At 65.3% G+C, this 22818-nt stretch carries 20 protein-coding genes; 8 read left to right on the plus strand and 12 right to left on the minus strand.

Annotation, left to right across the window (positions count from 1 at the left end):
• Nucleotides 1-3: 3 nt before the first annotated feature.
• Nucleotides 4-1167 (minus strand): type VI secretion system protein TssA, encoded by a 1164-nt coding sequence (tssA, locus tag AC1DX6_RS17890; protein ID WP_477315629.1) that lies wholly within the window; start codon nucleotides 1165-1167, stop codon nucleotides 4-6.
• A 316-nt stretch (nucleotides 1168-1483) separates the two neighbouring features.
• Here tssA and tssH point away from each other — a divergent pair, with 316 nt between their 5' ends.
• On the plus strand, nucleotides 1484-4288 hold the full coding sequence (gene tssH / locus AC1DX6_RS17895) for a type VI secretion system ATPase TssH (protein ID WP_477315631.1): 2805 nt from the start codon (nucleotides 1484-1486) through the stop codon (nucleotides 4286-4288).
• Between the two features lie 11 nt (nucleotides 4289-4299).
• Here the strand turns inward: tssH and AC1DX6_RS17900 are convergent, their stop codons facing one another.
• The 6 genes from AC1DX6_RS17900 to AC1DX6_RS17925 all read right to left on the minus strand — a co-directional run bounded on the left by AC1DX6_RS17900 (nucleotide 4300) and on the right by AC1DX6_RS17925 (nucleotide 12369).
• Nucleotides 4300-5526: a VWA domain-containing protein gene (locus tag AC1DX6_RS17900; protein WP_477315633.1), complete on the minus strand. Its 1227-nt coding sequence runs from the start codon at nucleotides 5524-5526 to the stop codon at nucleotides 4300-4302.
• Between the two features lie 2 nt (nucleotides 5527-5528).
• Nucleotides 5529-7781 (minus strand): DUF5682 family protein, encoded by a 2253-nt coding sequence (locus AC1DX6_RS17905; protein ID WP_477315635.1) that lies wholly within the window; start codon nucleotides 7779-7781, stop codon nucleotides 5529-5531.
• Nucleotides 7782-7785: 4 nt separating this feature from the next.
• On the minus strand, nucleotides 7786-8865 hold the full coding sequence (locus AC1DX6_RS17910; RefSeq protein WP_477315637.1) for an ATP-binding protein: 1080 nt from the start codon (nucleotides 8863-8865) through the stop codon (nucleotides 7786-7788).
• 19 nt (nucleotides 8866-8884) lie between these two features.
• Nucleotides 8885-10324 (minus strand): DUF5691 domain-containing protein, encoded by a 1440-nt coding sequence (locus AC1DX6_RS17915; RefSeq protein WP_477315639.1) that lies wholly within the window; start codon nucleotides 10322-10324, stop codon nucleotides 8885-8887.
• Entirely contained in the window at nucleotides 10321-11733 is a 1413-nt protein-coding gene (locus tag AC1DX6_RS17920; RefSeq protein WP_477315641.1) for an SWIM zinc finger family protein, read from the minus strand. Before AC1DX6_RS17920 ends, AC1DX6_RS17915 begins: the two co-directional genes overlap by 4 nt.
• Nucleotides 11734-11829: 96 nt before the next feature.
• Nucleotides 11830-12369, minus strand: a complete 540-nt coding sequence (locus AC1DX6_RS17925) for an Lrp/AsnC family transcriptional regulator (protein ID WP_477315643.1) — start codon at nucleotides 12367-12369, stop codon at nucleotides 11830-11832.
• A gap of 48 nt (nucleotides 12370-12417) precedes the next feature.
• Between AC1DX6_RS17925 and AC1DX6_RS17930 the strand changes: the two genes are divergently transcribed.
• Nucleotides 12418-13614 (plus strand): MFS transporter, encoded by a 1197-nt coding sequence (locus AC1DX6_RS17930; RefSeq protein ID WP_477315645.1) that lies wholly within the window; start codon nucleotides 12418-12420, stop codon nucleotides 13612-13614.
• Here AC1DX6_RS17930 and AC1DX6_RS17935 read toward each other — a convergent pair.
• From AC1DX6_RS17935 to AC1DX6_RS17955, 5 genes are read right to left on the minus strand one after another with little or no spacing between them, the layout of a single operon-like run.
• Nucleotides 13611-14900 (minus strand): NAD(P)/FAD-dependent oxidoreductase, encoded by a 1290-nt coding sequence (locus tag AC1DX6_RS17935; RefSeq protein WP_477316460.1) that lies wholly within the window; start codon nucleotides 14898-14900, stop codon nucleotides 13611-13613. The two genes, AC1DX6_RS17930 and AC1DX6_RS17935, sit on opposite strands and share 4 nt — an antisense overlap.
• A gap of 8 nt (nucleotides 14901-14908) precedes the next feature.
• Nucleotides 14909-15883, minus strand: a complete 975-nt coding sequence (locus AC1DX6_RS17940) for a branched-chain amino acid ABC transporter permease (RefSeq protein WP_477316462.1) — start codon at nucleotides 15881-15883, stop codon at nucleotides 14909-14911.
• Nucleotides 15880-16788, minus strand: coding sequence for a branched-chain amino acid ABC transporter permease (locus AC1DX6_RS17945; RefSeq protein WP_477315647.1), 909 nt, complete (start codon nucleotides 16786-16788; stop codon nucleotides 15880-15882). Before AC1DX6_RS17945 ends, AC1DX6_RS17940 begins: the two co-directional genes overlap by 4 nt.
• Nucleotides 16785-17534, minus strand: coding sequence for an ABC transporter ATP-binding protein (locus tag AC1DX6_RS17950; protein ID WP_477315649.1), 750 nt, complete (start codon nucleotides 17532-17534; stop codon nucleotides 16785-16787). Before AC1DX6_RS17950 ends, AC1DX6_RS17945 begins: the two co-directional genes overlap by 4 nt.
• Nucleotides 17531-18328 carry an ABC transporter ATP-binding protein gene (locus AC1DX6_RS17955; protein WP_477315651.1) on the minus strand — a complete coding sequence of 266 codons (798 nt, stop codon included), beginning with the start codon at nucleotides 18326-18328 and terminating at the stop codon, nucleotides 17531-17533. Before AC1DX6_RS17955 ends, AC1DX6_RS17950 begins: the two co-directional genes overlap by 4 nt.
• Nucleotides 18329-18465: 137 nt before the next feature.
• On the opposite strand from AC1DX6_RS17955, the gene AC1DX6_RS17960 reads away from it, so the two are divergent.
• Genes AC1DX6_RS17960 through AC1DX6_RS17985 form a run of 6 tightly spaced genes read left to right on the plus strand, consistent with a single transcriptional unit; the run spans nucleotide 18466 to nucleotide 22816 of the window.
• Nucleotides 18466-19188 carry a GntR family transcriptional regulator gene (locus AC1DX6_RS17960; protein ID WP_477315653.1) on the plus strand — a complete coding sequence of 241 codons (723 nt, stop codon included), beginning with the start codon at nucleotides 18466-18468 and terminating at the stop codon, nucleotides 19186-19188.
• A gap of 1 nt (nucleotide 19189) precedes the next feature.
• Complete coding sequence (locus tag AC1DX6_RS17965) at nucleotides 19190-19678, plus strand: DUF3830 family protein (protein WP_477315655.1); 489 nt, start codon at nucleotides 19190-19192, stop codon at nucleotides 19676-19678.
• Nucleotides 19679-20023, plus strand: a complete 345-nt coding sequence (locus AC1DX6_RS17970; RefSeq protein WP_477315657.1) for a TIGR04076 family protein — start codon at nucleotides 19679-19681, stop codon at nucleotides 20021-20023.
• Between the two features lie 6 nt (nucleotides 20024-20029).
• Nucleotides 20030-21085, plus strand: coding sequence for an aldo/keto reductase (locus AC1DX6_RS17975; protein WP_477315659.1), 1056 nt, complete (start codon nucleotides 20030-20032; stop codon nucleotides 21083-21085).
• Entirely contained in the window at nucleotides 21082-21504 is a 423-nt protein-coding gene (locus AC1DX6_RS17980) for a hypothetical protein (RefSeq protein WP_477315661.1), read from the plus strand. The genes AC1DX6_RS17975 and AC1DX6_RS17980 overlap by 4 nt, the downstream gene beginning before the upstream one ends.
• A gap of 49 nt (nucleotides 21505-21553) precedes the next feature.
• Nucleotides 21554-22816 (plus strand): ABC transporter substrate-binding protein, encoded by a 1263-nt coding sequence (locus AC1DX6_RS17985; RefSeq protein ID WP_477315663.1) that lies wholly within the window; start codon nucleotides 21554-21556, stop codon nucleotides 22814-22816.
• Nucleotides 22817-22818 lie beyond the last annotated feature (2 nt).

The raw sequence follows: 22818 nt of genomic DNA on the forward strand, positions 1-22818 counted from the left end.
TTGTTACCTTTCATCCTTCTGGGCGGTCTTCTTGGCGTCGGGAACGCCGGCCAGCAGCCGGAATTCCTTCAGCCCCGACGGGGCGAGATCTTCCATCAGTTCAACGAAATCCATGTGCACCATCCGGCGCACCCGGCGGGCCAGATGCGGGATCGGGCTCGACGGCTCGGTGCGGTCGTAGAAGGCCACGACAAGGTCGAGGCACTTCACCACGTCGTCGCGCGAGGAAATCCTGTCGGGGAGCCCCGCACTCGGTTCCGCGTAGCTTGCCATTGTCTCGGCTCCATGACCGTTTCGGACCGGCGGTCCCGGATCCGCCGGGGCGGGCGCTGGACTGGCTGCGCCATTCGTCACTGTCTCCGCTGCCGAATACCGTTCGAGGGTCGTCAGCAAACGCTGCAGAAACCGCTTTAATTCCGGAACGGCGCTGCCGCTGCCGTCCACGCGAACATTGAGCGCTGTGTCGACCGCATCGAGCGCCGCGATCGCGGCCTGGGCGTCGGCGATCAGCGACGTCATTTCGGCGCTGGCCTGGTCGGCCTGCGCCGCGCAGCCGCTGCGCACCCGGTTCAAAAGTTGCCCGTGAGCGGCGACCAGCGCTGCCTTTTCGGCATTGTTCAATCCCGACGCCGCTTCCTGCAGCATGACGCGGTCGTCGAGCGCGCCTTGTTCCAGGTCGCGTCCACTGATCGGTCCGATCGTGCGCGGCGAAAAGAATATCATTTGCCGCAGGTCTGCCAGTAACCCCTGGCTGTTCTGCAAATCGAGCAGCGCGTTGATGCGGCGCAAGGCGGCATCGCGTGGCGTAGCGCTGGGTCGCAGCGCAGGGTGCATGGTTTCCCAATGCGCATCGAAGGTCTGCGCTATCAGGGTCAGGCCCTGGGCAAGCCCGGCCAGCCCTTGCTCATTGGCCAGCGCCCGGGTGACGATGACAAGCAGGCGAAGGTCGCGGCCATGCGAACGCAACTCCTCCGCCTTGCCAAGCACGGCAGGCCAGTCGACCGGAACCGTCGATTGCGCGGCGGGCTTGTTGCGGCCGTCATGGACGACCTTGATCTGCGGTTCGGTGAGGCGCTCCAGCTCATGAAAGGCCGGATCGTTGCGCAAGTCCGCCCCTGACGGGTTTTCACCGTCGAGCGGATTAAGCCAGAGTGCGAGATCAATCACACCTTACCCCCAGCGACCGGCCCTGAAACCGTATGTGACCCGACGTTATCACACCGTTGCACTTTACCACAATTCAGCGACTGCCCAAAACATTAACGGAAGCTAACGCGGCCGTGTCTTGAGTGCCGAAATCCGTGGCCTGATTGCCGAACCCTGTATGTGAAATGGGTCGCATAGAGAGGAGTAATTTCGTGGTTGTTTGCAGCCAGGGGTGCGGGACTTTCCACAAACGGAAGAAACCGGCTGAATCACGCGCTTTGTCAAGTGACTGCTTATGTGGCAGGTTATCGGCAGGCAGATTGCAGGAGCACGTTCGATGGAACAGCGCCGGTCATCGCAGAGTTTCAAACGCAAGGAACTGGTCGGTAAGCTCAATCCTGTCTGTGTGCGCGCCTTCAAGGCCGCGGCCGACGCCGCCAAATTGCGCGGCAATCCTTATGTCGAACTCGTCCATTTCATCGAGCAGCTGGTGCTTTCCGACCGCTCGGATGTGCAGATGATGATCGCCGATGCCGGGGTGGATGCAAGCCGGCTAACAAGCGACATGACCCGCGCCGTCGACAAGCTGCCCTACGGCGCCACCTCGATCGAGGAATTTTCCGATCATATCTTTCATGCCATCCAGGAAGCCTGGAACCTGGCAACGCTGGAATTCGGCGTCGAGGAAGTCCGCAGCGCGCATGTTCTCCTCGCTTGCCTGAAGACGCCGGTCCTGGAAGGCCTGGTGTCGAAGATCAGCGGCGAGTTCGACAAGATCGATGCCGACGCGGTCATCGCGCGGTTCGCCGATGTCGTCGAAGGCTCGCTGGAAGGTGGTGCTTCCACCACTGCGGTTCCCGCTGCCGAGACGCCGCGCCGCGCCCCGGGTGGGGATTCGGCGTTGGCCAAATATGCCACCGACCTGACCCAGCGCGCCCGCGACGGCAAGATCGACCCGGTCGTCGGCCGCGATCCGGAGATAAGGCAGATCATCGATATCCTGATGCGGCGTCGGCAGAACAACCCGATCCTGACGGGTGAGGCCGGGGTGGGCAAGACCGCGGTGGTCGAGGGCTTTGCCTTGCGCATCGCCCAGGGTGACGTGCCGCCGACGCTTGAGGGCATCAGCGTGCGCATGCTCGACGTCGGCCTGATGCAGGCGGGTGCCAGCGTCAAGGGCGAGTTCGAGAAACGGCTGAAGGCGGTCATCGACGAGGTTCAATCCTCCGAAACGCCGGTCATCCTGTTCATCGACGAGGCCCACACCTTGATCGGCGCCGGCGGCGCTGCCGGAACCGGCGATGCGGCCAATCTTTTGAAACCGGCACTGGCGCGCGGTGAACTGCGCACCATCGCGGCAACCACCTGGGCCGAGTACAAGCAGTACATCGAAAAGGACCCGGCGCTCACCCGCCGTTTCCAGGTGGTCAAGATCGACGAGCCGTCGGAAGCGGTAGCCGTTCTGATGCTGCGCGGCGTCGCCGGCGTGCTGGAGCAGCACCACAAGGTGCAGATACTCGACGAGGCGATCGAGGCGGCCGTCGGCCTTTCGCATCGCTACATCCCGGCACGGCAATTGCCGGACAAGGCGGTGAGCCTTCTCGATACCGCTTGCGCGCGTGTCGCGATATCGCAGCATGCCACGCCGGCCGAGGTCGAGGATATCCTGCGCCGCCGTCAGGCGCTGGAGGTCGAGCAGGGCATCATCGGCCGCGAGGCGGCGATCGGCATCGACGTGACCGACCGGCAGACACGGGTCGAGACCGGGCTTGCCGAAACCGAGCTCACGCTGGCCGCCGCGCAGGAGCGCTGGGACCGGGAAAAGGCGCTGGTCGCCGAAATCCTCGAATTGCGCGCCAGGCTGCGCGGCGAGGGCGTGCCACTCGATACGGTGGAGGCGCCCGAGGCCGATGCCGAAACGGCAGCGGCGGACGAAGAAAAGACCAAGGTGCCCAAGACAGAGCCGCCCAAGGCTGAAACGGCCAAGACCAAGGCTGCCAAAGCCAAGGCCGACGCCGAGGCGCCTGCGGAGGCCGAACCTCCTCCAGCCGATCCGGCGGCCGATCTCGCCCGGCTGCGCGAATTGATGGCCGAACTCGCCGAGGCGCAAGGCGAAACGCCATTGATCCTGCCGTCGGTCGACCGCAATGCGGTCGCCGCCGTGGTCCAGGACTGGACCGGAATCCCGACCGGGCGGATGCTGTCCAGCCAGACCGAAAAGGCGCTCAAGCTCGCCGCGACTTTGTCCGAACGCGTCGTCGGCCAGGATCACGCCATGGAGATGATCGCCAAGCGCGTACAGACCAGCCGCGCCGGGCTCGGCGCGCCGGAAAAGCCGGTCGGCGTGTTCCTGCTCTGCGGCCCCTCCGGCGTCGGCAAGACCGAGACAGCACTGGCGCTGGCCGAAACGCTTTATGGCGGCGAGCAGAACCTGATCTCGATCAACATGTCGGAGTTCCAGGAGGCGCATACGGTCTCGACCCTGAAGGGCGCGCCGCCCGGCTATGTCGGCTATGGCAAGGGCGGCATCCTGACCGAAGCGGTGCGCAGAAAACCTTATTCGGTGATCCTGCTCGACGAGGTCGAGAAGGCGCATCCCGACGTGCACGAGATCTTCTTCCAGGTCTTCGACAAGGGGATGATGGACGACAGCGAGGGCCGGCGCATCGATTTCAAGAACACGCTGATCCTGCTGACGTCGAATGTCGGCTCCGAAGTCATCATGGACCGCACCAAGAACGGCACCGTGCGCGCCGGGCTCGACGACCTCGACACGGCGCTGCGCGGTCCGCTGTTGAAAGTCTTTCCCGCGGCCTTCCTCGGCCGCGTGGTGACCATACCCTACTACCCGCTCTCGGATTCGATGATCGAGGCCATTACACGCCATCAGTTCGCCAAGATCGCACGGCGGCTGCGCGCAACACACGACGCCGAACTGGTGATCGGCGACGGCGTCATGGATCTGGTCAAGGCGCGCTGCACCGAGATCGAGTCCGGCGGCCGCATGATCGACGCCATCCTGACCAACACGCTACTGCCGGAACTAAGCCGCGGCGTGCTGAACCGTTCGCTCGACGGCGAAAAGATGACCAAGGTGACGGTGAGCGCTTCCGCGGACGGGTTTGCCTATTCGTTTGAATAGCTGCCCCGCTGCTATTGCGGTGTCTCCGCCTCGGCGCGGATCAGCTTGATGTCGGCGCCCGCCGCCCAGGCGCCGATGTCCTCGCGCCGTAACGCCGCCGCCATCATGTCGGGAAACAGGTCGGGCGTGCAGGCAAAGACCGGTATGCCAAGCGCTGCGACCGAGCCTGACATTGCCGGATCGTAGCCTGGCCGGCCCTGATCGGTCAGCGCCAGAAGCACCACGACATTGACGCCAGACCGAACCAGCGCCGCCAGCCGCCGCAGCAACTCCTGGCCGTTGCCGCCCTCATAGAGGTCGGTGATCAAGACGAAGTGGGACTTGGTCGGCCGCTCGATGCGGTCGGCGCAATAGGCGACCGCCTGGTTGATGTCGGTGCCGCCGCCGAGCTGCACGCCAAACAGCACTTCGACGGGGTCGCTGAGTTCTTCGGTCAGATCGACGATGGCCGTGTCGAAACAGACCAGCTTGGTGCGCACCACCGGCAGCGAGGCCATCACTGCCGCGAAGATCGAAGCGTAGATCACCGAGCTCGCCATCGAACCGGACTGGTCGACACACAGCACAACCTCGTCAAGATCGACCAGCCGGCGCTGCTTGCGCATGAAGCCAACCAGCTTTTCCGGAACGATGGTTTTGTGCTCGGGCTGGTAATGGCGAAGGTTGGCCGAGATGGTGCGCGGCCAGTCGATATCGCGTTGGCGCGGGCGGTTGGTGCGTTTCGATCGGTCGAGCGCGCCGCGGATCGCCTCGGCGGTCTTCTGTTCCAGCCGCTGCATCAGCTTGGCGACGATGTCGGTGATGATGGTGCGGGCAATGTCCTTGGTCTTGGCCGGCATCACCGAGCGCAGCGAAATCAGATCGGCGACGAGGTTGACGTCGGCCTCGATCGCCTTGAGGAATTCCGGCTCCATCAGCATCTGCTTCAGGTTCAGCCGTTCGAAGGCGTCCTTCTGGACGATCTGGACGACCTGAGCAGGAAAGAAGGAGCGGATGTCGCCCATCCATTGCGCCACACGCGGCGCCGAGCGGCCAAGCCCGCCACGCCGCTTGCGCGGATCGGCATCGGCATTGGCGCCGTCGCCGTAAAGCGCATCGAGCGCCGACGACAGTTTTTTGTCGTCGCTGGAAAGGGCTGAAGAGGCCTCGTCATCGGCACCGATCGCCAGCCGCCAGCGCCGCTCGCGCCCGCCATCGGCCGATGCGGCGGTACCATCCTCGTTTTGCTCGTCTTCCATCGTCACGCTCCGCCCGCCAGCAAGGGCCTAAGCCGCTCCAGATGCCTGCGCCAACCCTCGCCACCATCCGGCGCCGGCGTCAGGCCGGCGGGCAAGCGCTGGGCGCGGCCGAGCACGGCCTCGATCAACCGACGGCGCTCCATCGAGTCCAGATTGGAGAAAACACGACGCAGCAGCGGCAGATGCGCGATGAAGGCGTCCTCGTCGAGGGATTTTAGCCACGCATCGACCGCGCCGCGCAGACCCTCGTCATAGATCAGCCGCTGGCCGGCAGTGCTGAAGAAGCCTTCGAAGAACCCCGCCGCCTGCGCCACCGGCGTTCCTGGCGACAGCCTGCGCCCGAGCAGTCCGGCGGCGTCTTCGGCCGACAGTTGGCCGGCTTCGTAGAGCAGATGCGCCGCGCAGCCGGCGAGCAACGCCGTCGAGCGTGGCCCGTCTAGCACGCCGGTCAGCCCGTTGCGCCAGGCATCGAGCACATCTTCGCCGGGTTCGACCAGGCGGATTGCCGCGTCGGCCTTGCGCACCGCGCCGACGAGCGTCGTGGCGGCCTGTTCGTCCAGATCGCGTACCGCATAGGGCAGCGCGATCGCGCCTTCGACGATCAGCCGTTCCAACAAACCGGACAGCCGGTTGGTTTCGGTCTTGCGCGCCTCGCCATAGCGGATGATGTCGGCGAGCGGCGGCACCGAGGCCAGCATCTCCAGGCATTCGCTGCTGTGCGCCGCGCGCGCCTCCAATGCCGCAAGGCCGGCGCTCGAGGCCTCGGACAGGTCAGCCGTGATGGCGCTCTGGACAAGTGCTGCAAGCGTGTCGAGGCTGGCGGCGGCGCCGAGCATCTGGATCAGGCGGCCATTGGCGGCCTTTTCGATGGTCGGGCCATAGATCAGGTTCTCGACCAGGCGCACGGCATATTCCGGCTCCCAGGCCAGCGTCCATTTTTCGCGAAAGGTACCGCGGCTGCGGCCGGCATCGGCCAGTCGGCCCCACTGCACGCCGAGCACATTCAGCCGGTGCAGCAACGTCGAGCGAAACAGGCCGCTGTCGCTGCGCAGGTCGACGGACAGTTCGCGCTCCAGCGCCTCCGGCTTCAGTCGCGCCGCCTTCTGATTGCGCTGCAGATCCTCGATCAGCGGCGCCAGCGGCGTATCCGGCGGAATCTCGCCGACATCGGCGCCCAGCAGCAACTCGGCCTCAACCAGCGCCCACAACAGCGCTTCGCCGTTGAACAGCGCCGCGATCGCGGCGTCGCGCAATTCCTCGAAGCCGGGTTTTGGCCGCTCGCGAATGGCGGCCAGTGTGCGGGCAAGCCGCTCGGCTTCGATCAGCGACGCGGTCGAGACCAGATGGCCCTTCGCCCGCAGCACCGCCGCAATCATCGCCAGCCATAGCGTCGCGGCATCGCGCCGCTCGCGCGTGCGCCACAGATGCTTGCACCAGCCGGGCGCGACGACGCCGGCGCCATAGCCATAACCCAGCGCCAGACGCGGCCCCGTCCATGGCGCCCAGGTCATGATGCTTTTGCGGCGGGCAATTCCTTTGATCAGCGCCTGGTCGTTCTTCTGCGTGTGCGTGGCCTGCAGGGCCGGCACGTGCCATGCGCCGCAGACGACGGCGATCGGTCCATCGAATTCCTTGCGCGCGGCAGCGATTTCGAGGCGCATATGCGCCTCACGCTTGGCCTCGAACGGCGCGATCGTGCCTTCGCCATCGCGCAGTGTCGTCATCGCATCGGCGATGGCCGCGAAGATCGGGCCTGGCTGCGGGTTCTGCTCGATAATGTCGGCCCACCAGCTTTCGCCATCCTCATAACCGGCGGCCTCAGCCAGCGTGCCGATCGGATCGCGATGCGAAGCCGTTTCCCTATCCTCGGCGATTTCGTCCTTCGGCTCGGCGCCATCGGCGTCATCCATCTTGTCGATGTCTTCGGTCGCCGGTGCTGCGAAGAGCGCCGATGACGGCAGGTCGATGAACCGAAGAGCCGCCTTGTTCTCCACCGCCCACGCCGCCGCCTGGTATTCGGGCGAGAACTCGGCGAACGGCCAAAAGCTTGTCGCTGCCGGATCGTCCTCGGGATAGCAGAGCAGCGCCACCGGCGGCTGCATTTCCGGACGCGCCAGCAGCGGCAGCAGGGCGGAAGCGTCGCTCGGTCCTTCGATCAGTACGGCAACCGGCTGCAGGTCGCGCAGCGCCTGCACCAGGCTGGCAGCGGAGCCCGGCCCGTGATGGCGGATGCCGAAATAGGCGACGTCGCTCATGACCTCAGATCGCTGCGTTCAGCGCCGCGTAATAGCCGGCATAGTCCGGCCGCTTCTTGAGCACCGTTTCGAGATATTCCTCCAGCACCAGCTTGTCCTGCACCGGGTCCTTGATGATGGCGCCGACGAGGCTGGCGGCAAGACCTTCGGCGCCGAGCTTGCCGCTGTCGAACCATGCCGCCTGGCTGAGGCCGCCAACCATGGTGGCGATCGCCTCGGCGGTCGACAGCGAGCCCGAAGGCGTCTTCAGCGTCACCTTGCCGTCGGCGGTCGCGCCGGAGCGCAGCTCGCGGAAAATGGTCAGCACGCGGGCGATCTCCTCGCCGACATTCTTCGGCACCGGCAGGTCGAGCCCGCCGGCCATCTCGTCGACCCGCTTGGCGACAATCGCCACCTCTTCGGCCATGTCCTCGGGCAGCGGCAGCACCACCACGTTGAAGCGGCGCTTGAGCGCCGAGGACAGTTCGTTGACGCCCTTGTCGCGGTTGTTGGCTGTGGCGATGATGTTGAAGCCGCGCTGGGCATAGATCGACGTGTTGAGCTCCGGGATCGGCATCATCTTTTCCGACAGCACGGTGATCAGCGTGTCCTGCACATCGGAACCCATGCGCGTCAGTTCTTCCAGCCGGCACAGCTTGCCACTCTCCATGGCGCGGTAGAGCGGCGTCGGCACCAGCGCATCCTGGCTCGGCCCCTTGGCCAGAAGCTGCGCGTAGTTCCAGCCATAGCGGATCTGGTTCTCGTCGGTGCCGGCCGTGCACTGCACGATCAATGTCGAGTCGCCCATGATGGCGGCGGCGAGATGTTCCGACACCCACGACTTGGCGGTGCCGGGAACGCCGAGCAACAGCAGCGCGCGGTCGGTGGCTAGCGTGGCCACAGCCGTTTCCATCAGCCGGCGGCGGCCGACATATTTCGGCGAAATCACCGTGCCGTCGCTTGCCTTGCCGCCGAGCAGATAGGTCAGCACAGCCTTTGGCGACAGGCCCCATCCCGCCGGCCTCTGGCGGTCGTCATTGCGCGCCAGCGCCTGCAGTTCCGACGCATAGGCCTGCTCGACCGGGAGACGAATGGCTGCGTTCATGGTGCTGTTCTCCGATTGCTCACGTGTTGGGCCCAGGCCCGGCCAGGGCCGCGTTGAGGCGCAGGAAAGCGAGCGAGGCGGCCGCTGGCGGCATGCCGGCCGCGACAACGTCGCCGATCAGTTTTTCGGCCGTTGCCGCGGTGGCGAGAAAGCCCATCGTTTCCAGTATGTCGTCAATGGTCCGCTTCATCGCGTCGTCATTGCCGGCGACAGCGGAGCGCAATGCCGGCAAGGTCTGGCTGTTCGCCAGATCGGGCCATTCCAACCAGCTCGCTTCGACACCTTCTGCGAGGTTGAGCGCGCCAAGATATTTCGTGTCTTTCAGGATCAGCCTGACCAGGACACGCTTCCTGCGACTGTCCAGGCGCGGCATGAGGTGAAGGACGAAAGGCGCCGGCTTGCCGCCCTCGGCGACAAGCGTATCGGCCATCTGCGCCACCGCTGCATCACTGCCGGAAGCGGCGACCATTCGTGCGATGTAGATGTCGGCGGTGCTGTCGCTGCCGAACTGCCAGGCAGCGATGAAATCGGCCTCGCTGACACCGAAGCGTGTGGCGAGGTCGACCAGATTGCAGTTTTCGAACAATTCGGCGCGGCGCTTTTCCTGGGCTGGCGATTTGAGTTTTGCCGGCGTGTGGGTGGTGCGGCGGCGGATGAAGCCGGATTTGCCTTCGGTAATGAAGGCGGCAAGTTCGGCAACGGGATCGTCGGCTCCGCCATCGCCGGCGCAGCCGTGCTCACCAAGCCTTGCCAGCAACCGGCTCGCCAGCTCCTGCACCTTGCCGGAGCGGTCGGTGGCCAGGCTTTTCAGGAACGGCGCATCCGCGGGCGTCAGGCCGAAATGCATGAGTTCGATCAGCGCCAGCCGGACTTCCGCCGGTTCGCCCGGCGCCTTGGCTTCGATCAGGCTGCGGGCCGTGGCCGGGTCGCGGCGACGCATCTCTGCCAGCGCGATACGGCGCGCGGCGGGATAGAAATCGTCCCAGTTCTGCACCGTCAGCTGTTCCTGCGGGGCAATCTTCAGCCCCTCCACGCTGGCCTGCCAGTCGATCCAGGGGGCGTAGACGTCAGGGCTGTTCTGATCCGATGCCGGCGGCATCCAGTCCATTGGATGCAGCACGTAGCCGCGGCTGGCGACAAGCGTCGCCACGCGCGTCTTGCGCCGCGCATCGGCGGCGTTCTTCAGGGCCGCCCGCAACAGCGGCCGCAGCCGCTCCGGCAGCAGCGGCAGGCCAAGCCTTGGCAGCGGCGGGCGACGCTTCAGCGTCTTCGGCGCCGCGGGCCGCAGGCCGACATCGAGCGCCTGCGCGGCGATCGCCAGCAACAGTCGCTCGCGCTCGTCCGCGTTTGCGCCGCCGGCGATGTCTTTCCACGCGGCCGGGGCCAGATCGAACGTCGTTCCGCCGGTGATCCAGCAGTCGCGCATCGTCGCCAGTCCGGTCAGTTCGAGCTCGTTCATGACAGATCGAGCCTCCCGAAGCCGCTTTGCGCGGCGAGCAGATCGAGCCGAGCGCCGTTCCACAGTGCTGCGGTTGCCGCGAGGTCGAGGCCAAGCACAGTTTGATCGACGGTGCCGGCGACAGGCAGGGCGATCCCTTGCGGGTCGCGCGCCGCCTGCCACCAGGCGGCGCCGCGCTCATCGAGCAGGATCGCGCCGGCCGGCAGCATCAGCGGGCAGTCGGTGGACCATGGTGCGGCGTCCTGATGCGATGCATGCGCCGCCAGCGGGTCCCTGCTGGTGTTCAGGCCGAAATCGGGCCAGGTGCCGGACGCAACATCGCCCTTGCGCTCCGCCACCAGCGCCCGCAGAGGCTGGCGCGAGGGATAAAACACCAGCCGGGCATCGAAGCGGTCGCCGGGCGTGAACGCGGCCGAGCGGCGGCCGGCCGAGGCCGGAAAAAAGTCGAGCAGCAGCGCAAATTGCGGCGTCGGACTCTTGAGGTCGAGCAGCCAGGTCGAATGGCTGACGAGGCCGTCGCGGCGGGTCTCGATCTTCTCACCGATGACTTCCCACTGACTGTCGACCTGTTTGGCGTCGGGATTGGCCAGAACCTGGTCGCGCGTTTCGGAGGACGACACCAGCCGCTTCAGTTCGGGATCGTCGGGCGTCGAGCGCCAGGCCTTGGCCAGCAGCACCAGCTTGCCGAGTTCGCGGATCGCCGCATCCGGGCGCTCCTCGCTGCGCAGCGCCATCAGCCGCGCCGGAATCTCGTCGATGCGTCCGGCAAGCGCCGTCGCCTTCATGTCGACCAGCCGCGCGGCAATGCGGCGGCAGCGCACGCTGCTGGCATCAGCAAAGGCGGAAAGGCCGAGCCGCAGCTGGTCGGCAATCCACTGGTCGAGTTCGTCCAGCGCGCCGGCCACCGAAGACCGCGTGTCTTCCGCCCGCTTGCGCTGCGCCGCCTCGCGGCGCTCTGCCGCCGCGGCATCTTCGATAGCGGTGCTTTCATCCGGCTGTGCGGCCTCGCCGATACTCTTGCCGGACGCATTGGCTCCCGCGCCCGGCCTTTCGCTGGCCGGCTGGGCCGTCGTCTTCCGGCGCCGGCCAAGCCAGTCATTCACCCATTCCGGCGTCGTTTCGGCTGATGTGAAGCTGGCCGGCGCCGTGGCGGCGATCCACATCAGCGCCAGCGTGTGCTTGCAGGGAAATTTCCGCGACGGGCAGGTGCATTTGTAGCCATGGTCGCCGGTGTCGACCACGGTGCGATAAGGGTTAGAGCCGGAGCCCTGGCATTCCCCCCAGATCAGCGCCTGCTGCTCATTCTTTTCGAGGCGCGGCCAGTTCGATCGCTTGGTCAGCTTCGAGGCGGCGCTCAGCGACGCCTGGTCAGGAGCAAGCGCCTCGATGGTTTTCAGTTCGAATTCCAAGCCGCGCCTCTCGTACCCCAAGCAATGCCCAGCATCAGTATAGGGTGCCGTTTGTGAAGGATTGTTGTGGCTCCGGCAAGACGAAGATGGTGCAGATCAATACAGCGGCTTGGACATGTGCCGGGGCATCGGCCAATCGGTCGTGACACCTGGCTGAACCGGCCGCTCGAGATAGGTCGACAGCACCACGTAACTTCGCGTCGAGGTGACGCCGGGCGTTTCGTAGAGGCGCTGCAGCAGGCCTTCGAGCGCCCTCGTGTCCTCGGTGCGGACCTTGATCAGCATGCATGTATCGCCGGCCACCGAATGGATCTCCTCGACTTCCGGGTGCTCGGAAATCGCCATCAGTTCCGGGGTCTTGCCCCAGCCGCTGGTGTCGACATGCACGAAGGCGAGCAACGGCTTCTTCACCGCCTTGGGCTCGATGATCACGGCGGTGCTGCGAATGGCGCCGCTGCGCCGAAGCCGCTTGACCCGTTCATGGGCCGCCGGCGGCGAAAGGCCGACACGATCGCCGAGTTCGGCATAGCTGATGGTGGCGTCGTCGACCAGGACGCCTAATATTTTTCGGTCGATTGCGTCGAGATCCCGAGCGGCAGGCCTGTTCTGCGGAATGCCATCTGTTTCTTCATTCATATCGAAATTCCCTATTGTCGCGGAATTCAGTTCGGTCACTATGCTCCCATGACGAACACGCATCAAGCAGCAACGACATCCCAGCCGATCCCGGCGCTGGCCTATCTCCTGACCGGCTGCATCGCCGTCATCGGCTCGAACTCGCTGGTTCTGGGCCCGATCGCCCCGGCCGTCGCTGCGTCCTTCGGCACCAGCGTGCCGGCGGTCGTGGCCGCTTCGGCCGCCTTCGGCCTCGGCACCTCGGCCAGCGCCCTGTTCCTCGCCCGCTATATCGACGGCATCGGCGCCCGCCGCATGCTGCAGGGCGCGCTGCTGTTGCTGGCGGTTGCGCTTCTCGCCAGTGCGCTGGCGCCAAGGGTGATCGCGCTTGTCGCGGCCCAGGCCGTCGCCGGCATTGCCGCCGGCGTCGCCATGCCGGCCATCTATGCCAGTGCCGCGGCAATTGCGCCGCCCGGCCGCGAAAGCGGCACGATCGGCGTCGTGCTGACCGGCTGGACGCTGTCCATGGTGGCCGGCGTTTCGCTGTCGGCCGTGCTTGCCGACCTCGTGCATTGGCGCGCCGTGTTCGCGGCGGTAGCACTGCTTGCGGTTCTTGCCCTGGTCGGTCTCGCCATGACCTCGCTGAGCGACGTCAGGAAAAGCGGACCGGCGCCGACGCCGCTGGCTGCGTTGCGCATTCCCGGTATCGTGCCGCTTCTCATCGCCTGCGGCGCCTTCATGACCGCCTTCTACGGTGTCTATGGCTATCTCGGCGATCATCTTCACAGCGGCCTGGGGCAGCCGGTGAGTGCCAATGGCTGGGCAGCACTTGCCTATGGCGCCGGCTTCGGCACGGCGGCACTGCTTGACGGTGCGATCGATCGCCTCGGCGCACGACGCGTCATGCCATTCGCCTACCTGCTCGTCGCCATCGTCTATGTGGCGCTTGCCGCGGCAAGCGGCAGCTTCGGCCTGACGCTGGCGATGGTGGCCATCTGGGGCCTCGCCAATCATTTCGGACTGAACGTGCTGGTGATGCGCCTCACGGCGCTCGACCCTTCGCGGCGCGGCACCATCATGGGCTTGAACAGCGCGGTAACCTACTTTGCGGTCTTTGTCGGTACCACCAGCTTCGGCCCGCTCTATGCCGGGTTTGGATATGTCACATGCGCTGTGGTCGCAGCGCTGCTGATGCTGGTTGCCGCCGCGGCGGCGGTATGGCCTGCCGCGGATCAGCGGCAAGCCTCGTCGGTCGAGCAGCGCTAGGCCGCCGCGTCCAGCCGGTCGCGCAGCATGCTCCAGGGCAGCAGCATGTTCGGCGCATGCCGCATCAGGCCATGCAACGGGATCGGCGACGGCGACGCAAAGGGCAGCGGCAGATCGCCGGCATCGGTTCCACCAGCCCAGTCGGCCAGTACCTTGCCCATGGCGGTGGTCATGGCGATGCCGCGACCGTTGCAGGCAAAGCCGGCGATCAGGCCAGGCCCGAGATCGACGAGGCGAGGCAGGAAGTCGGGTTCGACGGCCGCCATCCCCGACCAGCTGTATTCAAGTGGCGGCAGGTCGGGAAGCTCAAGATGCTGCGCAAGCCGGCGCCAGATTTTCTGCGGCACCCGCGTGTCGGCGCCGGGTCCAAAAATATGCATGCCGCCGCTGATCAGCCGGTTGTCACGATCGAAGCGGAAGGTGAAGAGATTGCGCCTGGTGTCGCCGACGCCTTGCCCGCCCGGCAACAGGCGCGTGCGTATCGCGCGCGGCAGCGGTGCCGTGGCGATCTGAAAAACTTTCAGCGGAAAATAGGTCCGCTGCAGCGTCTGAGACAGCGGCCCGCCATAGGCGTTGGTGGCGATCAGCACCTTTCCGGCACGCACCGACCCAGCCGCCGTCTTGACGGCCCAGCCGTCCGCAATGCGATCGATCGACGTGACAGTCGTGTGCTCGAAGATGCGCGCCCCGGCCTTCTCCGCCGCATCGGCCAGCCCGCGCGCATATTCCACGGGATTGAGCACACCGCCGGAACGGTCCATCCAGCCGCCGACATAGCCACGGACCCCGGTCAGGTCCTCGATCGCCCGCCTATCCAGCGTGACGACAGGTCTGCCGCGCTCTGCCCATTGGCTGGCGCGTGATTTGACCTTTTCGAAAGCGGCCGGCGAATGCGCCGGCTGGATCCATCCGCTCTGCAGCGCGTCGCATTCGATACCGTGCCGCTTGATCAGGCCGAAGACGAGGTCGGCGCTGCCGGCGGCGAAATCGATCAGCCGTTCGCCGCGTTCCGGTCCGAGATGGGCAAGGATGTCAGCCGGATCCATTTTGGCGAAGTTTGGCACCACGAAGCCGGCATTGCGGCCGGTCGCGCCCCAGGCGACAATCTCGGCTTCGAGAACCGCGACCGTGCGCCCTTGCTCTGCAGCGTGCAAGGCGGTGGAAAGGCCGGTGAAGCCGCCGCCGACGATCGCCAGATCGACATCGAGTGCGCCATTGAGAGCCGGCCGTCCGCGGCGATTGCGGCCGATGGCCTGCCAGAGCGAAAGGCTGCGCGAGCCGGCCATGTCCTGCGTCACTTGCTCTCGCCTGCCACTGCTTTTGCAGCCTTGTCGAACCGCGCTCGCAACGGCCTGTCGCCGAACAGGCCATTCGGCCGAACCAGAAGGATAACGCACAGCATGATGCCGATGGCGACGATCTGCAGCGAGGCGGCGCGCGCCTGCTGTTCCGGCGGGAACAGCAGGCTGGTCAGCGTGCCTGACCCCGCCCATATCGCCCAGACCAGGATGCTGCCGACGATGGCGCCGAGATTGCTGCCCGAGCCGCCGACGATCAGCATCACCCAGACCTGGAAGGTCAGGATCGGCAGATAATTGTCCGGCGCGATGAAGCCAGTGAAATGCGCCTGCAGCGCGCCGGCCAGCGCCATGATGGCGCCGCCGACGGCAAAAGCTTGCACGCGGTAGAAACGCGCGCTCTTGCCTAGGGATATCGCCGCCCGCTCGTCCTCGCGCAACGCCTTCAACACCCGTCCCCAGGGGCTGCGCGACAGATGTTCGAGCGCGAAATAGACGATCAGCGTCACCGTCGAGACAACGGCCAGGTTCGACAGGTTGAACAGCAGGGGCGTTTCGGCAAGGCTGCCGAAGGGACGCGGAATGAAGCCGATGCCGAATGGGCCGCCGGTCAGTTTCTGCGCATTGAGCGCCACCAGTTGCACGACGACGGCGACGCCGAAAGTGGTGATCGCCAGATAGTCCGATCTCAGGCGCAGCGTGGCCATGCCGGTGATGGCGGCGGCGATGCCACCGACCAGCATGGCGCCGAGCCAGCCGACCAGGATTGGCAGGCCGAAGCCACCCAGCCGCGCGGCATCATCGGGCGTGGTCAACAGCGCCGAGGTGTAGGCGCCGATGGCGACGAAGCCGGCAAGGCCGACATTGAACAGCCCGGTCAGCCCCCACTGCAGATTAAGCCCCAGCGTGACCAGCGAGAAGATCAGCGCCGTGGTCAGGAAGAAAGCGCCGTAGCCGAGCAGATCCATCAGCGTTCCCTCACTCCAAAGAGACCGACCGGCCGCACGAACAGCACCGCCATCAGGATGATGAAGGAGACTGCCGCTCGCCATTCGGCGCCGATCAACTGCACCGCGCCGGCTTCGGCCAGGCCGATGATCAAGCCGCCGAGAACGGCGCCCGGCACGCTGCCGATGCCACCGAGGATGGCGGCGGCAAACATCGGCAGCAGCATGTCGAACCCCATGAACGGGCGGATCTGGATGAGAATGCCGATCATGACGCCGGCAACACAGGCCAGCGCGCCGCCGATCAGCCAGGTGACGCGCACCACCCTGGCAACGTCGATGCCGACAATGCGGGCCAGCGCCGCGTTCTGGCTCAGCGCCTGCATCGAGCGGCCGGTTTGCGTGCGTGTGATCAGCAAATGAACGCCGAGCACCAGCACGGCGGTCAGCAGCAAAAGCGCTATCTGGTCGGGGGTGATGCGAATGCCGAAACCGACCGGCATGGCGATCTGGATGGCGCGGCTGAAATAGGTCGGCCGCGAGGTGAAGGTGAATTCGAGCAGGCTTCTCAATGCCATAGAGGCGCCGAAGCTCGCCATCACCACGATGATCGCCTGGCCCTTGGCGCGCAGCCGCGCGAACAGCACAAAGTCGAGCAGCAGCGCCAGCAGGCCGGTCAGCGCCATGCCGACGATGAGCGCGACGATCAACGGCCAGCCGAAGGAGAGCGGCGCTATCGGCGCCACCTTGCCGACCGTCGCGCCGATGACGCTAACGACGGCCAGCGTCGCATAGGTGCCCCAGGCCATGAAGTCGCCGTGTGCAAAGTTCGAAAAGCGCAGGATCGAATAGGTCAACGTCACGCCGATGGCGCCGAGGCCGATCATCGAGCCTGTCAAAAGTCCGTCGACGACAAATTGCAGGTTCATGCCGCGCTCCCTTTTTCGGAGGCCTGTCGGCGCTGGCCGAGATATAGTTCGGCAACGACAGGATCGTTCCAGAGCTCGGAGGCGACGCCCTCGTGCCGGTCCTTGCCCTCGACCAGCACATAGGCGCGATCGCCGATGGCAAGCGCGGCCTTGGCGTTCTGTTCGACCAAAAGGATGGTGACGCCGGACTTGCGGATGCCGGCCAGCATCTCGAACACCATCGAGACGAATTTCGGCGACAGGCCGGCCGAAGGCTCGTCGAGCACCAGCACCTTGGGATGGACGATCAGCGCCCGCGCGACCGCCAGCATCTGCCGTTGTCCGCCCGAAAGATTGCCGGCGGCGGTGCGGCGCTGCCGGGCAAGATCCGGGAAGGCCGCGTACATCTCCTCGATGCGGGCGGGGGTCTCGCGCGGCTTCAGGATGCCGCAGGCGACCTTCAGATTGTCCTCCACCGACATCAGTGGAAAAATGTTCTCGGTCTGCGGCACAAAGGCGAGGCCGAGGCGGACCATGGTGTGGGCGGGTGCGGACGTGATGTCCTTGCCGTCCAGCGTCACCGTGCCTGATGTGATCGGGACGAGACCGGCAACGGCCTTGATCAGGCTCGACTTGCCGGCGCCGTTGGGGCCAAGCACGACGACGATCTCGCCCTTGCTGACAGTGATCGAGGCGCCGCGCACGATCGGCACGCCGGACTCGTAGCCGGCTTCGAGGTCGCGGACATCGAGAACGATCTCGCTCATGCCGCGCCTCCGAGATAGGCCTCGATGACGCGCGGATCGCGCGCCACCTCGTCTGCCGTGCCTTCGCACAGAAGCTGGCCGCTCGCCATGACGAGAACTCGGTGGCAGAGCCGGCTCACCATGTCGATATTGTGCTCGATCAAAAGGAAGGTGATGCCGCGCGCGTTGATGTCGCGAATGCGGTCGATGATGACTTCGAGCAGGCTCGCATTGACGCCGGCAGCCGGCTCGTCGAGCAGGATGATCGCCGGGTCGGCCATCATCACGCGGGCAAGTTCGAGCAGCTTGCGCTGGCCGCCGGACAGCACGCGCGCCGGCTCATGCGCCAAATGGGTAAGTGCGACCAGCTCGAGCAGCTCCAAGGCCTTTTTCTCGCCGGCCCTTTCTTCAGCGGCGACCCGCCGCGGCGTGAGGAAGTTGGCGAGCAGCTTCTCGCCAGCCTGGCCCTGCGCAGCCAGCATGACGTTTTCGATCAGCGTCAGATTGGGCAAGGGGCGGGGGATCTGGAAGGTTCGGCCAAGCCCGCGGCCGATGCGCAGATGAGCGGCTTCACCCGAGACAAGGGTGCCGTCGAGAAAGATGTCGCCGCTGGAAGGCAGGATGCTGCCGGCGAGCAGATCGAACATCGTCGTCTTGCCGGCGCCGTTCGGGCCGATGAGGCCAAGGATTTCGCCCGGCCTGACCTCAAACGAGACGTCGTTGACCGCGACGAGGCCGCCAAAGCGCCTGACGACGTTCTTCGCCGCCAGCACTGGTGCGGGGGTCTCGTCCTGTCGTGCCGTTGTCTCGCTCATGCACCCCTCTGGCCGAGCGGTCGTTGCCGCTTTCTGATTTTTTGATTTGTGATCACACTTGCTTTGATCACGCTAATCGGCTTTAATTTTCTCCGCAAGCCGAAAACGGGCCAAAGCGGGCCAAGACCGGGAATGTCATGCAAAAGGCTGCCATCGAGCGAAACAACGAGGCGATCGCGGCCCAGCTGACGCCGGTCGGCCGCGAGACCGTGCAGGATCGCGTCTATTCGGAATTGCGTCGCGCCTTGATCGGCGGCCTGTTCGAGCCAAGCCAGGTGCTGACCATACGCGGGCTCGCCGATGCCCTGGTCACCTCGACTATGCCGGTGCGCGAGGCCCTCGGACGGCTGATCTCCGAACAGGCACTGGAGGCGCTGCCCAACCGCTCCGTGCGCGTGCCGCCGATCACGCTGGAGCGCATCGACGATCTCTTACGTGCTCGCTCCCTGATCGAAGGCGAAGCGATCGCGCTCGCCGCAACGCGCATGGGCCCACGCCAGATCGCCAGGATCGAAACCATGCTCGGTGAGTGGGACGAGATGCGGGCGCTGAAGCACAAGAAGGATATCGACCGCGAAGCGACGCTCAACCAGAGTTTTCATTTCGAAATCTACCGCTGCTGCGGGTCGGCCGTCTTGATCCCGATGATCGAGAGCCTCTGGCTGCAATCGGGACCCTGCATCCGCGTCGCCATCTACGCCTTCTCCGAGGCCGGCGAGGTCGACACCGCCCACTATCACCGTCGCATCGTTGCAGCGCTTGCGAAACAGGATGCGCAAGCGGCACGCGAGGCGCTGGTGGCCGATATCAGCCGTCCCTTCGCCTTCCTGCGCGACAAGCTTCAATCGGCGAAGGACTGACATGAGCAAGCCCGCCATCAGCATCACAGAACCGCGCTCGAAACTTTCCGTAACGGCACTGCTGTTGCCGGAGAAGGCCCCTGAAAACGCCGCTTTCCTGCTGGCGTATCTGGCGCAGCCACGCATCGTTCCTGGCATCCATGCGATGTGGACAGGCCCGGAGATTTCCTGCCCGGTTCCATCAGCTCATCTCGACGGCCAGGCCTATGCCAAACCGCTGCCCGCGGAGAATGCGACGCTGACGCCGCAGCCCGGCGACATCGTGCTCGCCTATGTGCCGCCGCGCATGTGGGGCGGCAATCCGAACGCCATCTTCGACATCGGCCTGTATTACGGCCAGGGCGCACGCTTGCTGTTCCCGATCGGCTGGTTGGCCGGCAGCGTCGTCGCCCAGGTGCGCCCCGAAGAGCGTGACCAGTTCGCCGCCGCTTGCGGCGTCATCCGCCGCAACGGCGCCTGCGACGTCACCTTCAGCCTGGTGGAGGCCTGAATGGCCGATGACAGTTTCGAACTCTTCGATCTTCGCGTCGAGGCGGTCATTCCCGAGGGCAAGCCGATCTATTGCGGCGCCAAGGCTGGCGACTATTTCGAACTCAAGGGCGAGATGCTGTCGATGCCGGCGGGGCAGGGGTTTTCGATCTACTCGATATCGGCCGTGCTGCCGCTGCTGGCGGCCAAGCAACGCCCGACCCACAAGAATGACTGGATGACCTCGGACGCCGAGATCGCCTGTCCCGATCCGAACTGCGGCAGCCGGCTCAGGATCGTCAGGCTGGCCAAGCGCCGGTTCAGCCATGCCGAGACCACGGCGGTGCCGCTGCCTAGGGAAGAGTGACAAGAGATGACTGCCAAGACCTTCGAACTCGGCCCCGGCTACACGATCTCGCGCGTCATTCGCGGCGGCTGGCAACTGGCCGGCGGGCATGGCGCCATCGACCGCGAACAGGCGGTGACCGATCTGATCGCCACTTTTGACGCCGGCATCTGGACCTATGATTGCGCCGACATCTACACCGGCGTCGAGGAGCTGATCGGGGCGGCGCGCCTGCGGCTGGCCAATGAACGCGGTCTCGATGCCGCCGCCAGGATGAAGGTGCACACCAAGCTTGTGCCCGATCTCGAAAGGCTTGCCAGCATCAGCCGCGACTATATCAGAGGCATCGTTGACCAGTCGCTGCGGCGGCTGAAGACCGAGCGGCTCGACCTCGTGCAATTCCACTGGTGGGATTACGCGCTGCCCGGCTACGTCGATGCGATAGGCTGGCTGAACGAACTGCGCCTCGAAGGCAAGGTGCGCAATGTCGGCACCACCAATTTCGACACGCCACGACTGGCCGAAATCCTCAAGACCGGTGTGCCGCTGGTCAGCCAGCAGCTGCAGTATTCGGTGCTCGACCAGCGGCCGGCCAATAGCCTTGCCGCGCTCGCCAGCCAGAACGGCATCAGCTTTCTCTGCTACGGCTCCGTTGCCGGCGGCTTCCTGAGCGACAAATGGCTGCGCGCTGCCGAGCCGAAGACGCCGCTCGAGAACCGGTCGCTGATCAAATACAAACTGATCATCGACGATTTCGGCGGCTGGGAGCTGTTCCAGCAGTTGCTCGGGGAATTGAAGACCGTCGGCGACCGCCACGGCGTCGATATCGCCACCATCGCCAGCGCCTGGGTATTGGAGCAGCCGCAAGTGGCTGCCGTCATCGTTGGTGCCCGCAATCAGGCGCATGCGCTCGCCAATGCGAAAATCATGGACGTCGCGCTCGACGCCGACGACCGGGCGCGGATCGCTGCCGTCATCGCGCAAAGCGGTGGCCCCTTGGGCGACGTATACACGCTGGAGCGCGACCGCCACGGTCGCCACGGTTCGATCATGCACTACAATCTGAATGCAGGCCGGATATGAGCACCTCCCTCTTTTCACGCGCCAGCGCCGAAATTGTCGACCTGCATCGTTTCTTCGTCGACTGGTTCGTCGAGGCCCGCGCTGGCGCGGTGGATTTCAGCCGTTTCGAAGCCGTCATGGGTGAGGGCCTCACCATGGTCGCGCCGAGCGGTCATATCCTCGATCGCGAGGCCGTCGTCGGCCATGTCCGGGACAGCCGGGCTACTTGCGACGACGGCTTTGCCATCGAGATCGAGGACATCCGGCCCGGCTGGCAGACGACGGACACGATCGTCGTCCTCTACGTCGAAGCGCAGCTGCGTGGCGGCAAGCACAGCCGCCGCCAGTCGAGTGCTGTTTTCACCACCAGTTCATCGGCGCCGAACGGCGTCGAATGGCGACATCTGCATGAAACCTGGCTGCAGGTGCCGGAAAGCTGAACAGGCTTGAGAGACGAAATTAGACTCGAGTAACGAAAGGGGAACAACAATGACAAAGACGATACTTCAAATCACCACCGCGCTCGCTTTGCTGACCGCAGCCGGTGCTGCGCACGCCGCCGATTGCAAGATCACCGTCGGCCTGGTCATGGAACTGACCGGCCCGGCCGGCGAATACGGCCAGGCCGGCGCCAAGTCGGTCGAAATGGCGTTCCGCGACATCAATGCCGCCGGCGGAGTACGTGGCTGCGATCTCGCCACCGACACCCGCGACAGCCAGAGCCAGGGCAATATCGCGGTCGATGCCGCGACCCAGCTGGTGCAGGTCAAGAAGGTGCCGGTCATCATCGGCGGCATCATCTCTTCGGTGTCGATCCCGGTCCTGACCTCGGTCACCGGTCCGGCCAAGATCGTGCAGGTCTCGCCGGCTTCGTCCTCGCCGACGCTGACGACGCTCGGCCGCGACGGCAAGACCAACGGCATCTTCTTTCGCACCATCACCTCGGATGCGCTGCAGGGCGTTGCCGCCGGCAAATATGCCATCGACAAGGGCTTCAAGAAGCTGTCGATCATCCACGTCAACAACGACTTCGGCGTCAACATGGCGGCTGAATTCTCGCGTGCCTACAAAGCGCTCGGCGGTGTCATCATCTCCGACACGCCTTACAATGAAAAACAGTCGAGCTACGCCTCCGAAGTTACGGCGGCGATGGCCGGCGAACCGGACGGGCTCTATCTCGTCAGCACGCCGGTCGATGGTGCCACCATCGCCCGCGCCTGGATTTCGCAAGGCGGCGTGCAGAAGTTCCTGCTCAATGACGGCATGAACAGCCCTGACTTCATCGAATCCGTCGGCGCCGATTATCTGAAGGATGCCTATGGCACCTCCTCGGGCACCAGCCCGACGGCCTCCACCGACTATTTCATGAAGAACTACAAGGAGTTCTCCGGCATCGAACCGTCGAACCCGGCCGCCGACCGTTCCTATGATGCCGGCGCCATCGTCGGGCTGGCCATCGCCATTGCCGGCTCCGAGGATCCGGCCAAGATCAAGGACGCCATGTACAAGGCGGTCGATCCGGCCGGCACGCCGATCTTTGCCGGCAAGGAGGAGTTCGCCAAGGCACTCGGCCTGATCAAGGACGGCAAGCCGATCCGTTACGAAGGCGTCATCGGCCCGGTCGCTTTCGACAAATACGGCGACATCACCGGTCCGTTCCGCCTCTGGAAGATCGTCGACGGCAAGGTGACCACCGACGGTGAAATGACCACGGATGACGTCAACGCCTTGCAGGCGAAGCTGAGCAAATAAGC

The sequence above is a fragment of the Mesorhizobium sp. P2_C4 genome, assembly GCF_056404575.1.